The 15,329-nt window shown below is 65.6% G+C and carries 12 protein-coding genes and 1 pseudogene; 3 read left to right on the forward strand and 10 right to left on the reverse strand.

All coding sequences use genetic code 11. The features are described from left to right. Positions 1-54: 54 nt before the first annotated feature. The 4 genes and pseudogenes from JIX55_RS05000 to JIX55_RS05015 form a co-directional block, all read right to left on the reverse strand. Positions 55-1,560 carry an aldehyde dehydrogenase gene (locus JIX55_RS05000; protein ID WP_257562004.1) on the reverse strand — a complete coding sequence of 502 codons (1,506 nt, stop codon included), beginning with the start codon at positions 1,558-1,560 and terminating at the stop codon, positions 55-57. Beyond that, positions 1,557-1,970: an NAD-binding protein gene (locus JIX55_RS05005; protein WP_257569217.1), complete on the reverse strand. Its 414-nt coding sequence runs from the start codon at positions 1,968-1,970 to the stop codon at positions 1,557-1,559. The genes JIX55_RS05000 and JIX55_RS05005 overlap by 4 nt, the downstream gene beginning before the upstream one ends. Continuing rightward, positions 1,956-2,435 (reverse strand): annotated as a pseudogene (locus JIX55_RS05010) (NAD(P)-dependent oxidoreductase); the annotation flags it as partial. The gene JIX55_RS05005 and the pseudogene JIX55_RS05010, both read right to left, overlap by 15 nt. A 36-nt stretch (positions 2,436-2,471) precedes the next feature. Continuing rightward, positions 2,472-3,230, reverse strand: a complete 759-nt coding sequence (locus JIX55_RS05015; RefSeq protein ID WP_257562005.1) for a glucose 1-dehydrogenase — start codon at positions 3,228-3,230, stop codon at positions 2,472-2,474. A 117-nt stretch (positions 3,231-3,347) separates the two neighbouring features. On the opposite strand from JIX55_RS05015, the gene JIX55_RS05020 reads away from it, so the two are divergent. From JIX55_RS05020 to JIX55_RS05035, 3 genes are all read left to right on the forward strand, one after another. After that, the gene (locus JIX55_RS05020; RefSeq protein WP_257562006.1) at positions 3,348-4,733 is read left to right on the forward strand and encodes an MmgE/PrpD family protein; all 1,386 of its coding nucleotides are present in this window, start codon (positions 3,348-3,350) and stop codon (positions 4,731-4,733) included. 406 nt (positions 4,734-5,139) lie between these two features. Then, complete coding sequence (locus tag JIX55_RS05025) at positions 5,140-6,573, forward strand: MmgE/PrpD family protein (protein WP_257562007.1); 1,434 nt, start codon at positions 5,140-5,142, stop codon at positions 6,571-6,573. A 391-nt stretch (positions 6,574-6,964) separates the two neighbouring features. Continuing rightward, positions 6,965-7,348, forward strand: a complete 384-nt coding sequence (locus JIX55_RS05035; RefSeq protein WP_257562008.1) for a hypothetical protein — start codon at positions 6,965-6,967, stop codon at positions 7,346-7,348. Positions 7,349-7,521: 173 nt separating this feature from the next. Here JIX55_RS05035 and JIX55_RS05040 read toward each other — a convergent pair whose 3' ends face one another. The 6 genes from JIX55_RS05040 to JIX55_RS05065 all read right to left on the reverse strand — a co-directional run bounded on the left by JIX55_RS05040 (position 7,522) and on the right by JIX55_RS05065 (position 15,166). Next, positions 7,522-8,004 carry a DUF6644 family protein gene (locus JIX55_RS05040; protein ID WP_257562009.1) on the reverse strand — a complete coding sequence of 161 codons (483 nt, stop codon included), beginning with the start codon at positions 8,002-8,004 and terminating at the stop codon, positions 7,522-7,524. Positions 8,005-8,015: 11 nt separating this feature from the next. After that, positions 8,016-8,735 (reverse strand): DUF6152 family protein, encoded by a 720-nt coding sequence (locus tag JIX55_RS05045; protein ID WP_257562011.1) that lies wholly within the window; start codon positions 8,733-8,735, stop codon positions 8,016-8,018. Positions 8,736-9,141: 406 nt separating this feature from the next. Beyond that, entirely contained in the window at positions 9,142-10,194 is a 1,053-nt protein-coding gene (locus JIX55_RS05050; RefSeq protein ID WP_257562012.1) for an SMP-30/gluconolactonase/LRE family protein, read from the reverse strand. After that, complete coding sequence (locus JIX55_RS05055; RefSeq protein WP_257562013.1) at positions 10,094-12,643, reverse strand: ATP-binding cassette domain-containing protein; 2,550 nt, start codon at positions 12,641-12,643, stop codon at positions 10,094-10,096. The genes JIX55_RS05050 and JIX55_RS05055 overlap by 101 nt, the downstream gene beginning before the upstream one ends. A 91-nt stretch (positions 12,644-12,734) precedes the next feature. Beyond that, a complete protein-coding gene (locus tag JIX55_RS05060) occupies positions 12,735-14,015 on the reverse strand; it encodes a substrate-binding domain-containing protein (protein WP_257562014.1) in 1,281 nt (426 codons plus the stop codon). A 59-nt stretch (positions 14,016-14,074) separates the two neighbouring features. Beyond that, a complete protein-coding gene (locus JIX55_RS05065) occupies positions 14,075-15,166 on the reverse strand; it encodes an ABC transporter permease (RefSeq protein ID WP_257569218.1) in 1,092 nt (363 codons plus the stop codon). Between the last annotated feature and the right edge of the window lie 163 nt (positions 15,167-15,329).

The raw sequence follows: 15,329 nt of genomic DNA on the forward strand, positions 1-15,329 counted from the left end.
TGTGTGCTGACCACGGCCCGCCCTCGGACCTTCCCTGAGTGGGTACGCCCTTCGTCAGGCACGTGGGTTGAACGGGTCGTTGATCGTTCCCCCGGTAGTGATCCACGCGGTCTTCACTTCGGTGTACTCGTGAATCGCGTCGACGCCGTTCTCTCGCCCAACACCCGACTCCTTGAAGCCGCCGAACGGGGCGACGTAATTGACCTTGCGGTAGTTGTTGATCCAGACTGTGCCGGCCCGGAGCCGTCGGATCAGTCGATGAGCCCGCGCCACGTCATTCGTCCAGACGCCGGCGGCGAGGCCGTAAGAGGTGTCGTTGGCGATCTTCACAGCCTCGTCCTCGTCCCGGAACCGAATCAGTGCCGCGACCGGCCCGAAAACCTCCTCACGTGCGATGCGCATGTCGTTCGTGACCTCCGTGAACACGGTCGGCGCAATGAACAAGCCACGGCTCAGCGAAGGAGCGTCGGGACGTTTCCCGCCGGTGACAAGGCGTGCGCCTTCTCCCACGGCGATGTCCACGTAACCGAGGACCTTGTCGTACTGCGAGCGGCACGCGACGGTGCCCATCTCACTCGCGGGGTCCATCGGATCGCCGATCTTGATCTCCGAGGCCCGCTGTGCAAGTGCGTCGGCGAACTCGTCGTAGATGTCGTCGTGAACGAGCACTCGCGATCCCGCCATACAGGTCTGCCCGGTCGCCGCGAAAATCCCCGCCATGACTCCGTTGACGGCGTTGGGAAGGTCAGCGTCCGGGAAGACGATGTTGGGGGACTTTCCGCCCAGTTCCAAGGACACCCGCGCCATACGGGAGCCGGCAGTTGCCGCGATCTGCTTCCCCACGGCGGTGGACCCGGTGAACGAGATGTGGTCGACGTGTGGGTGCTCCACCAAGTGGCGCCCCGCTTCACCGCCGCCCGAGACGACGTTCACGACACCCGGGGGGAATCCCGCCTCTTCGATCAGCCGGGCGAGATAAAGCGTGGAGACGGGCGTGATCTCCGAAGGCTTGGCGACCACTGTGCAGCCGGCCGCCAGGGCGGGAGCGAGCTTGGCGATGAGCTGGGCGATGGGGCTGTTCCACGGGGTTATCGCAGCCACAACACCGACCGGCTCGCGGAGCGTGAAGGCCTGCATGTTGGGATTGCTCACGGCGAGGGTATGGCCGATCGGATGCTCCGCAAGCCCGGCGAAGAAGTAGCAAGCGTTGGCCTGCGCCTTGGCCTGATCCGCGACCTCACGCCATAGCTTGCCGTTCTCCTGGACCTGAAGCCGGGCGAGCTCCTCGGAATGCTCGCCGACAAGGTCCCCGAGGCTGCGCAGAAGACGCGCTCTTTCGAGAGGGGTGGAAGTCGACCAAGGTCCATCCTCGAAGGCACGTCGCGCAGCGGCGACGGCGTCGTCCACGTCCTGCTTCGTGGCACGTGGGCAGGTTGCCCACGCCAGCCCCGTCACAGGGTTGAAGGACTCGAAAGTTCCCCGGTCGGAGGCTTGGCGCCATTCGCCGTCGATCAGCATTGCGTCGGGCGTCATCGCGCTCGTATGTCCGGTGTCGGTCATGCGTCGTACCACTCCGCCATCATCTGGCTCTGGTCAGCGGTGGGGCCGAAACGTTCGATCGCCTGCTGTGTGAACTCCTGCACCAGGTTGCCGATCGGAGTCGAGTGGTCAAGGGCCTCCGCGAGCTCGTTCGCCAGGCGGATGTCCTTGAGCATGAGTTGGAGGGTGAACCCCTGTGGCTTGTAGGCGTCCCCTGAGAGCAGCTGCGGAAATGTGTATTCCGTGGCGTAGTTCCGGCCGCTCGACTTGTTGATGACGTCGACGACGACCTCTTGCCTCATCCCTGCCGCGACTCCTAGACGGATGGTCTCCAACGCTGCAAAGCGATTGCACGCGTTGAGCAGGTTGTTGACGAGTTTCATCGCGTGGCCCGACCCGACCGGACCGACATGGACCACCTCGGTCGTCACTTCATGGAGCAGATCCTGTATGCCGACAAAGACATCGGGGTCAGCACCAACCATGAGCGTGGCAGTTCCCTCGCGCGCCCTTCGCACGCCACCGGCGATCGGGGAGTCGACGTAGGTCACCTGCCGTTCCGAGAGCGTTGCCACCAGCTCCGAGTCTGTGGCGGGGGTGCCCGTGGTGGTGTCGATGATGATCGTTCCCGCTTTGAGGCCGAACGCCAGGCCCTTGGGGCCCAGCAGCAGATCCTTCACCTGGAGAGGGCCGGGAAGGCAGAGGAAGATGGTCCGGCACTCCTCAGCGATCTCTTCCGGTGTCGCGAATCGAGCACCCTGAGTCACCAACTCCGCGGCAGCAGCAGGGGTGTGGTCGCTGACCAGGAGGTCGTGACCGTTCACCAGCCGACTGGCGATCGAGGAACCCATCGCGCCCACTCCGATGAAGCCGATCCTGGCCATCCGCATCTCTTTCTCGTCGAGTCCGAACCGCTCTCGGGCTTGACGGCGTCAAACCGTCTGCCCGCCGTCCACGACCATGGCGTGGCCCACGACGAAGGACGACGCATCCGACGACAACCACAGGACCGCGTCGGCGATCTCTTCGGGGGACCCCATCCGGCCGATTGGTTCTTGCGCTGCAACCCGGGCACGGCCCTCGTCGGTGCCCCCAGTGAATCGGTCCATCATCGGGGTCTGGATGATCCCGGGGCACACGGCATTGATCCGCACACCGAGCGCGGCGTAGTCGAGAGCCGCCGCCTTGGTCATGCCGACCACTCCGAACTTGGTCGCGCAATAGACGGCCTGTCCCGCGATACCGACCACGCCGGCGCCCGAGGCGGTGTTGACGATGGTGCCTCCACCTCCGGCGAGCATCGCGGGCACCTGGCTCTGCATGCACAAGAAGACGCCCTTGAGGTTGACCGCGATCAAGCGGTCGAGGTCGGTCGCGCTGATCTCGGCCAGGGGTGCGACCGGCTGCTCGATCCCGGCGTTGTTGAACGCTGCGTCGAGTCGGCCGAAGCTGTCGAGGGTCGCCTGGACCGCTCCCGAGACCGCCGACTGAGAGGTCACGTCGCAGGTGAGCGCGATCGCGGTTCCGCCGCCCTTCTCAATCTGGCGAACGGTTTCCGCTGCACCCTCCTCGTCGATGTCGACCGCTGACACCGAGGCACCGGCGCGCGCGAAGGCCAGCGCGGTGGCGCGCCCGATGCCGCTCGACGCTCCGGTGACGAAGGCCACCTTGTTCGCGAAGTCCACGGTCATGGTCGCCCTCCCACCCGAGACATTGCCTTCAGTAGGCGTCGTCGTTGTCATTCTGGATACTGTCAGACCATAGACACATCGTAAAGTGTCTTGCACTCTCAAGGAACGAGGTGCGGCATGCCCGAAACCGAACGAGACGTCTCTCACCACTTCGCAGAGATGGCGGCGACTGTCACCATCGAGGCTTTGGACAGCCCTGCGATCGAGGCGGCGAAGATGAGCATCCTCGACACCGTGGGTGTCGCCCTGGCGGCGAGTGGTGCGGAACCGGCAACCCAAGCTCTACTCGGCTTGGTGAAGGGGGACGGTGGTCGGGACGAAGCGTCTGTATGGGGACTGGGCCTGCGGGTACCGGCGGTGAACGCCGCCTTCGCCAACGGCGGTTTGGCTCACTGTCTGGACTTCGACGACCAAACACCTTGGGGTCAACACGCCGCGAGTTCAGTGGTGCCGACCGCCATGGCTGTGTCTGAGCGCAAAGGCTCGGTGACCGGCGCCGACCTGATCGCTGCCGTTGCGGCCGGACAGGACATCTTCGCCCGCCTGCGGTGCCACGTCGGATGGCGCAAAGACTGGAACCTGTCCAGTGTTCTCGGCATCTACGCCGCAACTGCGGCGGCGTCCCGCGTACTGGGCCTGCCTAGCTCCACCGTCCAGCATGCGCTCGGTATCGCAAGCCAGCAGTCCGCCGGGGTCACAGAAGTCATTGCCGGCACGGGCAGTGACCTCAGAGGGGTCTACGCGGGGTTCTCGGCGCGAGGCGCCGTCACAGCTGCACTGCTGGCCGAGAAGGGCCTAACCGGCGTGGACCGACTGTTCGAAGGCCCGGTCGGCGTCTTCAACACCTTCTTCGCTGGTCAGTACGACCGCGAGCTCATGCTGACTGAACTCGGTAGCGACTACCGAGGCGCAGGCACCCTGTACAAACTCTGGCCCTCGGTCGGAACATCACACAGCCATATTCACGCGACGATCGAGCTCATGGCGGAGCACGACCTGAAGCCAGAAGCCATCGAGAAGATCCGCGTCTTCGTTGGGGATTACCACAACCTCATGTGCACCCCTCTGGACGTCCGACAGGCGCCGCAGACACTTGTCGACGCCAAGTTCAGCCTCCCGCACCTCGTTGCCCTGGCGGCCGTTCATGGGTCGGTCAGGCTCGCACATTTCACCGAGGAGGGAGTCCGCGACCGGCGAGTCCGCGCCATGGCCGCCAAGGTCGTCCCCGTCGAGGACAGTTCCCTCGACTGGAAGCTCGAACTCCCTCCGGGGCACGTCGAGATGACGACCACAGACGGCCGGACTTTCGCCAAGAGCGGGGCCGGCTACCCAGGTAGTCCGGAAAGGCCCACCACATGGGATGACCTGTCAGGGAAGTTCCGGGACTGCGCAGCCGCTGCGGCATACCCCCCTCCGCCTGAACAGGTCGAGGCTGTCATCGAACTGGCCAAGAACCTGGAATCCGTCGCCGACGTTACTGAGATCAGTCGGCGTCTCGTGTGAGAAGCCCGCGTTCTCAGCATCAGAGGGCGCATCACATACTGCGGTGGACGCGCCACTGTGCCATGGCTCCCGAACTACGCCGGGAGGAGCTCGGCGGCCCGGCCTCACGATCAGCGCCATCGCTGTTGCCTTCCCTGGCCGGGCTCGACTGCTGGACACGTGTGGTGCAGGCAACGGTCACGCGTCCACGGCTGTCCACACCCGGGAAATGAGGGAGCAGATGGACGAACAAGATCATTGGACGCTAGCAGTTTGTGCGCCCGTAGACACACACCGGAGCCGAGTGCTAAACGTCAGACTCTTGCAGCACTGTTATCGCTGGCCTAGTTTGTAAGTGCTCCCGTGTCGTACCCGGCTTGCCGGGACAGAATCCGAACCCAACCCGCAACATCACGAGGTCCTCCAGATGACTGCTGGTCCCACTCAGACCGATATCGCTGACAGCGTCGTACGCGGGTTCACCTCCTTCGCAACGGAGGTGGTTCACGACCATGTCAGCGACGCCGCTCTCAGGGCCGCGAAGCGGTGCCTTGTCGATGCCGTGGGCTGTGCCCTCGGCGCTCAGGAGACCGACGTCATCAGTGCCCTTCGGGCGGTCGCGTCGACAGCTATCAGCTCTCGCCCCGCCACGCTCTGGGGCACCACAATCCAGACGACACCTGACATGGCTGCATTCGTCAATGGGTCGGCCACCCGGTGCCTGGACTTCAACGACGACTACTTCGGCACCGAGAAGACGAACGCTCATGGGGACACAGGGCCCCATCCCAGTGACAATCTCGGCGGGATTCTCTCAGCTGCTGAGGTCGCCGGTGCGAGCGGATCGGAAACCTTGCTGGGTATCGTCATTGCGTACGAGGTGTGTGGGCAGCTCGTCGATGAGGTCGTACTCCGCGGCAATGGCTGGGACCATCCCCTCTTCCACAGCATCGCAACTTCGGCGGCCGCAGCCAGGCTTCTCGGACTCTCGCGGGCACAGACGGCGAACGCGATCCGGCTCGCCGTGGTCCCCAACATCTGTCTGTACGAGACCCGGGTGGGGTCAATTTCCAACTGGAAGGGTCTGGCCGGCCCGAACGGTAGTCGCAACGGACTCTTCGCGGCCGTACTCGCTGAAGCAGGGATCACGGGGCCTGAGATGGCGTTCGAAGGTGCTCGTGGATTCATGCGGCAGCTCGACCACGAGTTCTCGCTCGGGCCGTTCGGCAGCCTTCAGCGCCCCTTCCGCGTGGAGAACACGTACTTCAAGCACTTGCCGTTGCGCTACGAGATGCAGCTGCCGGTTCAGCTTGCGTTGGAGATGCGCAAGACAGTCGACCCACGTGACATCGCAACAATGAGGGTCTACATGGAACGCAAGTCAGTCGTGTCACGCGAGGCAGAACCGGCCCTGTGGCGCCCCTCGAACCGGGAAACTGCCGACCACAGCGGTCCGTATCTCATCGCCGCGGCGCTGGTGGACGGCGCGATCACGGAGGCAACGTTCGAGGCAGAGCGTTACCTCGACCCCAGTCTGTTGGACGTGACGAACACGATCCAGCTGATCGAAGACCCGGCGTACACAGCGAGCTTCCCCTGGCAGATGGCTTGTCGGTTCGAGGTGGAGCTCAAGGACGGACGGGCACTGACTCTCATGGGTGAGAATCCCAAGGGGCACCCGCAGAACCCCATGGCCGACGACGAGATCTCCGCAAAGTTCCTCGGCCAGGTCGAGCCACGTCTCGGTAAAGACCGTGCGGAAGAGCTGTTGCAGTGCATCTGGAGTCTCGAGGAGCAGCCCTCCCTCGAACGACTCTTCGCCCTCATGGTTCCGGACTCAACGTCGGCCACAAGCGCGTAGAGCGGGTGACGCGCCGAGGCGGCCGTCAGGGCGTCCACCTGCGCAAGAAGGTCCGCACCGCGGTCCCCCGAGCCGGAAGCGGCCCCGGCGCCGGACCTGCTGCGGCGGGACTTCACCACCGGTAGCGTCGGACACGCTGGTATGGGTGCTGGCACAGGAACTCGGGCCGGGGCAGGTGACGGTGAATAGCGTTGCCGGGCGTGACACGCACGGACGGCCTGATGGCGGCGCCACGGCCAGCCTGGGGAACCATGCTGGCGGGCACGCCGCTCGACCAGCTCGCCGAGCCCGAGGGCATCTCGGACATCGTCGTTGTTCGGCGAGGACCCGAGGATCCACGGGGTGGGGTTCCCCCCCACCCCGTGGAGACCAGGTCGACACCGGCGAACGGATGAACAGCGCGGTCGTGGCTGGCCGGCTCGGGCCCGTACTGCTCGCCGCCATGATCAACCCCCGTGGCACCGCCACAGCCCTGGACACCTATCGCCGGTGTTTCGTCCCCGGCCCCCACCCGAGCGGCATCGGCGCGCCGTTCGTTCTCGTCGCGGTGAGCGTCACCGTGGCCGAGACCGAAGCCGCCGCCGCGAGGCTGCGCGCCTCTCTAGAGATCTTCGACCTGCAGCTGTCGCGCGGCATCATGGAGAAGGCCGTCCCGACCGCCGATGCCGCGATCGAACGGCTCGGTGGCCTGCCCGAACCGACGACTTATGTCCCGGGTGACTGGGCGCAACGGATCTCGGCGACGCCGGCGTGGGCACGGGAGCTGGCGCGATGAAGCTGTTGGTCTCATGGGCGGCCAGCGAGTACGGCTCGACGCGGAGTGTTCACACAGGTCACTGACGCCGCGCAGCCAGAGCGATCACCACCGGGCTACGGCGCCATCGCGCCAATCTTGATGAAGCGCATGTCGAACTCCATCCTTCCTGACGGCTCCGTCCGCTGTGGCGGTCAGGTGTAGGCCAGGAGCCTTCCCGCGATCGTGACACCCGACCACGACGTGAGGGAGACGACCGCAGCGAGCCGGGCGGCGGCAGGCGTCGGCTGGTCTATATCCCAGTCGGCCACGCTGCGGTAGGTCCGCCGATGGAAGATCAGGATGTTCAGACCTGCGAGCAGGATGAGGCCGAGCTTCCACGGAGCACTGCCACGGTCGGCGATGAGGCTCGCGCCGGGCAGGAACATGGCCACACCGGTGGCTGCCGCGATCAGGAAGCCGAGGTGTGACATGCGGAGCAGGTAGTTGGCCGCGGTCGTCACTGGCAGTGCCCGCCGACCGAGCCCCAGCAGCCGAAGATCGAATGCTGCGGCCGGCCCGATGAGGAGGGCGATGCCGATGATGTGGACGCTTTCGAGCATCGGATACAGGTAGGCCGTGCCACGGACGACCTCGGCGAACCAGCCGTCCTCCAGCCAGGAGAAAACATTGTCCATGACGAGCGCCATCACGCTCGGGGCGAGCGTCGTCGCAGGTAGAAGGCTCCACCTGCGATGGTGGCGACCAGTACGCCACCGACCATGGCCCACACCGCAACCGGTGACGTGCCCTCGGAGTCCGCTGAGGCAGACGGGGAATCCTGGTCGGCGTCGCCGGACGGTGCGTCGCCCTCCGGATACGGCACCGACAACGGCGTCGCCGGGAGTTCCTCGTTGAGCACCTGGTTGACAGGCTTCCCCTCTTCGTACCAGAACACGACCGGACGGAATTCGTCGTCGTGGCTCTTGCCGACATAACCGACGGCTTCGATCCGCTCGCCGTCTTCGAGCTCGCGGTCCAGGCCCCACATCCCCGTGAAGCTCGGCGGTGCGATGGTGACCTCCAGCTCGTCGTGAGAACCGCTGTAGGACGGTGCGGCGTTGATCGGGTCGCTGTCGGCGGCGTCCCGCAGTCCCTCAGGCAGATCGCGCTCGGGAGTGTCAGCGGGGAGATCGCTGTCGATGGTCACGTTGAAGTGGGAGTGCGGCTCGCCCCAGCGGACCTGCGAGACGGTACCCGAGATGTAGTAGAGGCGTTCGGTGTCGAAGTCGTCGAACCCGTGGTGCGCCTGCGCGGCACCCGCCGAGAACATGATGAGCATCGTCGCGGAGACCAGAGACGCTGTCGCCAGCATGACGCGACGGGCGCCGGTGCGAGCCACGGGTGCGGCGATCGTGATGAAGTGCATACCGAGTCGATCCTTTGGGAGGGCATGGGGTGAGCCGCAGCCAGTGAACCTCAACAAACGCCCAGCGAAGAGGGGTCAATTTCCTCCCAGGATCAGGCGGTCCCTGCCATGGGAGGTACGTCGAAGGCACCTTCAGTGACTGGCCTGGCACCTTCAGTAAGAGCTTGGTCGTGAGTCCTCCGTGCGAGGCTCCGAGACTGTGGTTGGCCGACTCGGTGGCGACGCCGTCGGGCGGTTCCTTCTGGAAGTCCCCGTTTCCCTCGCCCCGGCGGTGTGTTGGCGTGAGCCCGGCAAACGCTGGAATTGACCTTGATCAGCTGTCGCCGACTCACGGACAAGATCCACTTTCGACACACGCCCTGACAGCAGCCGTCGCCTGGTGCGGAGCGAAGCGGCACGACGCGGGCTACCCGACTTCAGCAGGCCGGCTGTCCACCGTCCCCGTTGCCGCTCCCACCGACATCCGCGTCGTCAGGATCCTCGCCTCGGTCGTGCTCCGGCGTTCCTGCTCGTCGAAGTCGGGTGCGGCGCAGATGAACATGGTGTGGCCGTCTTCCCCTCCGATGACGGACGAGAAGGGCATCATGCCGGGCACGATCTCGTCGATCACCTCGCCCCCTTCGCGCAGGCGCAGAAGCTTTTCGGAACCGAGGTCGGCGATCCACAGCGCGCCCTCGGCATCGACGCACATGCCGTCAGGACACACGAGGAACTCCGCCTCGGCCTGGGCGAACTCCGTCGTTTTGGGCAGCGGACCGAACTCGGCCCATACCCGGTGATTGACGAGCCGCCCGTCGTCAGTCAGGTCGAAGGCGGAGATGCGGTTCCCGAAGGTTTCATTGACGATGAAGACGTTGTCTTCGGTGAGTACGCAGCCGTTCGGGAACCAGAGGTCGGTGGCGACCCGGGTGATCCGGCCGTCCGGGTCGATCCGGTGAAGCGAGCCTGGTGCCATCGGGGCCCGGTGGTCCAGGTCGAATCCGAAGTCGCCGACATAAGCCCGGCCGTGCCGGTCGACGATGACTTCGTTGCAAAAGCCGTTGACATGTCCGCTCAGGTCGGCGTGCACCACCATGCTGCCGTCGGCCTCGCGACGCAACAACGTCCGGTCTCTCATCGACGCGACGAGCAGTCGGCCGTCGGGCAGCCAGGCCAGTCCGGACGGCTGTGCCGGGACAGTCGCCTCGATGCGAAGGTCTGAGCCGTCCTCCCTGGCCGACATGACGCTGCATGTGTACAGCTCTGAGAACCAGACCCGGTTCTCGTGCCAGCGGGGCGCCTCCACGAAGGTCCGACCGGGGATCAGCGTGTTGATCTCGTAGGTCACCGTTGTTCTCCAGTGCGAGCCGATTGGGTTGTCATGCTGTGCGGATGCCGCGGTTGCGGGCGCGCTCGAGCGATGCGTAGGCAGCGACGGCCACCAGCAGAATGCCCCCGTAAAGGATCTGCTGCCAGGCATCCGGGATGTGCAGCAGTGGTGTGACGTTGTTCAGCAGGCCCAGGAACAGCGCCCCGAGCATGGCGCCGACGAACGATCCGCGGCCACCGCTGAGCACTGCTCCGCCAAGAAACACGGCGGCGAAGCAGGGAAGGGTGTAGCCGGCCCCGACCGCGTTCGACCCCAAGCCCGTCTGGCTGGCGAGGAAGACGCCACCGACGACGGCGCCGAGGGCGCAGAGGATGAGGCTGAACACGCGTACCCGGACGACGCGTGTCCCCACGCGACGAGCGGATTCGCCGTGGAATCCCACAGCGCGCAGGGCGAGCCCGCTGCGGCTTCGACGGAGCCAGAACTCCGTGGCGAACGCGATGACCACCAGGATGATGAACGCGGCTGGAACAAAGCCGATGCCCTGAGCGACGAGTGAGACGAGTTCCGGTGCGATCACGCCGTCCGGCTGCGGGCGCAGGACGATCGCGATGCCCTGAACGATGCCCATGGTCGCCACCGTCGCGACGATCGGTGTCACTTTGAGAACTTCGATCAGTAGAACGTTGAACAGGCCGATTGCCAAGACTTCCACTGTCAGCAGGCCCAGCGTAGAGAGGACCGATGACATCCCTAGGTCGGGCAATGTCATAGAGACCAGCACGACCGTCAGGCTCATCGTCGAACCGATGGAGATGTCGAGCAGGCCGGTGAACATCACGAACTGTTGGCCGATCGCGACGAAGGCCAGCGGCAACGTGAGGATCAGCAGGTTCGCCAGGTTCGTCTTCGTCCAGAACACTTCGGACTGCGTGCCGGTGTAGAGCGCGACCATGGTGATCAGCAGCAGCAGGATGGCGATGGGCAGGTGCGCTGACACACGGCCGACCAGCCGCCGCATCAGTCCCTGGCCCTGGATCAGGGCGGGTCCCTGCTCTTCGGCGACATCGGTCGCGCTGACGAAGCCGCGTACGATCTCGGTCTCGGTCGTCGGCCCACTGAGCTCCTGGACGACACGTCCGCGCGACATCACGTAAACGCGGTCGCAGAGCCCCGCGAGTTCAGCCGAGTCGGAGGAGTTCACAAGGACCGCGATGCCCTCGTCGGCAGCGGACGCGAGGACGCGGTAGATGTCCATACGGGCCCGCGCGTCGACACCCTGCGTGGGCTCGTCGACGATGAGCACCTTCGGCTGACGCAACGCGGGCCGGGCGAGCACGGACTTCTGCTGATTGCCACCAGACAGCCCGCTGACGGGTTGATACGGGGACGCCGCGACGATGCCCAGATCACGTTTCGCCTGCCGGAAGGCAGGCAGCAACCGTCGAGTGAGCGACAAGCCGGCCGGCCCGGAATCAGGGCCCATCTGGATCGTGGCGTTGTCCATGACCGACATCGACTCGAAGACCGATTCGGCCGCCCGGTCGCCGCTCTGGAAGCTGATGCCGGCGTCGAGCGCGGTCGCCGGCGTGACGCGGCGCTGCTTCTTGCCGTCGACGCTGCTCGATCCGCCGGTCCGGTCGATGCCGATGACGCCGCGGAGCAGCGCTCGCTGGCCGTTGCCTTCGGCCCCGGCGACGCCGACGATCTCGCCCGCACGCACGTTGATCGACACCGGCCCGAACCCGCGACCGGAGAGCTCTTGGATGTCCAGCCGGACGGGCGACGAAGACGGCGGCGTACGCGTGGGGAACTCGAGTTCGGTCGGCGCGCCGACCATGAGCTCGACGATCTCGTCGACGTCCCAGTCCCGCGATTCGTGCGTCCCCTGGATGACGCCGTCGCGCAGCACCGTGACACGGTCGGCAAGACGCTTGACCTCGGCCAGTCGGTGGCTCACGTACACGATGGCGGCGCCCTCGTCGCGGGCCTGCTTGATGAGATCGCTGAGCTGCTCCGCCAAACGCATGTCGAGAGCGGCGGTGGGCTCGTCGAGCATCAGTACACGAGGGCGGTGGGCCATCGCTCTCGCCACTTCGAGCAGTTGGCGGGCGCCCGGGCCGAGGGCGGAGACCAGGTCCGTGGGCTTGAACGGGAGGTGGAACCGGGCGAGCATCCGGTCCAGGTCAGGCGGTCTCGTCTCGCCGACGGCGTTGAAGCTGAGGGTGATGTTGTCGGCCACGCTCAGCTCGGGGACCAGTGAAGTGTCCTGGTAGGCGGTGATGAGCCCCAGGCGCCGGGCCCGCTGTACCCCGCCGGCACCGAGTTCCTCGCCGCCGATGAGGACCGTGCCCTCGTCCGTGCCCAGGACACCCGACGCGATTTTGATCAGGGTCGACTTCCCGGAGCCGTTCTCGCCGACCAGGGCGTGGACCTCGCCCGGGCGACAGTCGAAGTCGACGTCGGACAGTGCGCGAACGCCGGGAAACGACTTCGTGACCCCGGTGAGGATGACGGCGGGGACACTGCGCTCCACGTCCGTACTGCCGGGGGTCCTGTCCTCGGCGAGATCGTCTGTACGCGGCATGATCTTCTCCATCAAGGATTCCTCCGCTGGCTAATTCGATGCTCCGGTCCTGGCCGGGCCGGGTGAGGCCCGGTCCGGCCAGGACCGCCAGGTCGTTCAGGAATCACGAACCTGCCGCAAGAACCGCGGCCGCCTGCTTGGCATTGAAGAGGGTGGGGACCGGTGCGTTCGCCGGCATCGCCGGGTCGTAGGTCGGCATGACCTCGCTGATGTCCACCATCGGGTACGGAATCGACACCTCGTGGTCGACCTTCTGACCCTGCTTGGCCATGATTCCGGCGGTGACACCGATGCGGCCGTACCACACACGGCTGTTGGCGACGAACGCGGTTGCCTTGACGCCGTCCTCCTGCGCCTGCTTGAACTGCTTGAGGAAGGCGTAGTTCACAACGTCCGACATCAGAATCGGCGGCGTACGGTCGGCCTTGAGGTACGGGGCCATGAAGTATTCCAGGGTGTAGTCGTAGGCCACCGCCTCAGGGTCCCGGCCGGAGGCGTACAGGGAATTACCCGCCTGCGTCATGCCCTGGGGTGTCCACTGGGTGAAGCCCTCGATCGACTTGCGCCAGCCCGCGTCCTTCAGGCCCTTCTGGAGGCACGGCTGCCATGCCGCCGCGCTGGCGTTGCCGGGAACACCGGTGTAGAGACCGTAGGTGCCGGGCTTGCCGACCATCTGGGCCACTTGCTTCGCACCGTCGGTGTAGGCACCGCAGAGGTCGGCGGGCGCGTAGACGTCGACCGCCTTCGCGACCGCGTCCGGAACCGGTGTCTCCGCCTGGACGACGGTGATGCCGGCCGCCTTGGCCTGCTGCACCACGGGCAGCACGGCGGCTCCCCAGATCGTGTCCATCACGATGATGTCAGGCCTTTGGGCGATCAGGCTCTTGAAGTTCGCCAGGTAGCTGGAGACATCGGACCCCAGGCTGTAGATGATCCTCGAGACCTGGCCCGAGGAGATCGCCTGGGCGGTGAGTTCGGCGCGGAAGGTCTGGCGCCAAGGATTGATGTTGTCGTTGGGGAAGCCGATCGTGAGCGAGCCGGTGCCGGTCTCACAGACGTTCTTCGTCAGACACTCCTGGAGCTTGGACTCCATCTTCGGCGTGAACTTGACGGCGGCCGTCTTCATGGCCTCCTGGACCACCGGGTCCATGGTTTCGAGCGGAATGTCCTTCAGGAACATCCGCTTGATGGTCGTGGCGACGGCCTTCTCGTCGACCGGCGCGGAGGACCCTGCGGACGCGTCCGCCGAGCCCGCTCTGTTCGTGGAGTTGCTGGCTGTCGTGCTGGAACAGGCGGTCAGCGCGAGTATCGCGGCGACTGTGGTGATGGTGAGCCTTTGGCGGGTCTTCCGACTACGCACGCAGGCCTGCTTGCCCATCGTCATTGATGTGTTCCTCTCGGCATGGCAGGTAACGGAGATGCGGCAGATGACACTGCTTGGGGTCAGCCGCCGGCAACGGGGCGTCCGGCCTTCTTGAAGCCACGCCTGAAGCTCGAGGCGCCGTACTGGCCAAGGGTGATGGCAGCGACGGCGACCACGAGGGCAAGTCCTTGGATCACCACGCGCGCCCCGGCCGAAAGGCCCATGAGGGAGAGCGCCTGGTCGAGAAACTGGAGGAAGAATGCGGCGATCACGACGCTGGCGACGCTCGCCGGCCCTCCGGTGAAGATCACTCCGGCGATGCCCGCCGCCGTGATCGTGGCCATTTGGTACGGCGCGCCCGCGTAGACGTCCGGCGTCCCTATGTAGCCGGCCAGCAGCACGCCGGCGATGCCGTAGAGCAGCCCGGCGAAGGCGTACGTCGACAGTTCGACAGCGGTGACCCGGATTCCGAGTGCGCGCGCCGACCGCCGATTGGCGCCGACGGCTGCGATACGGCGGCCGAAACGAGTCTTGGTCAGGACCGCGGCCAATATCACGGCCACGACCAGCGCAAACAGGAAGACGACATTGACGCCGAAGAACGTCTTCTGTGCGAAGTCCTGGAGGGACTGTGGCGCCTGCCCGGAGACGGACAGCGACACACTCGTCCACAGCGTGATCCCACCGGAGATCATGCCGAACGTCGCCAGGGTGACGATCAGTGCGTTGAGCCGGAAAACGGCGATGAGCACTCCGTTGACCACACTGAACACGACCGGGACCACCAACGCGAAGGCGATCACCGTCGGCGCGCTCGCCCCTGGGCCGCCGTAGTGGACGATCATGCCGGCCGCCACGGACATAATGGCCGAGACCGACAGATCGATCGATCCCAGCATGATGATCAGCATCTGTCCGATCGCGGCGATCGCCAGCACACCGGCGAGCGCGGTGACCATTTCGAGCGACGCGCTGCTGAGCGTGCGCGGTGCCGCGAAGAGCACCACCGCGGCGAGCATCAGGAACGCGGCCCAGCTTGCCCGGTAGCGAGCGGGCCAGCGATATTTCAAGTCTGTGAGCCGGCCCGCACGCTCAGCCGCAGCCACTGCCGCGGCATCGGCAGAGGGGGCGTCCACGGCCACCCTCGGCAGATCCCAGCGCGTTACCTTCATCAGCACACCGCCTCATTGCAGAGCGCCTGGCCCAACATCTACCAAGCGAGCTAATGTCAGACTGCATTCAAAGCTGCATAACGACTGTCCGTCAAGAGGCTTGACAGTGCCACGCGGGTCCGTTGCCACCTCGTGATGGGCGCGTCTCCTCGACCTCACCACC

The sequence above is a fragment of the Streptomyces sp. DSM 40750 genome, assembly GCF_024612035.1.
Classification (GTDB): Bacteria; Actinomycetota; Actinomycetes; order Streptomycetales; family Streptomycetaceae; genus Streptomyces.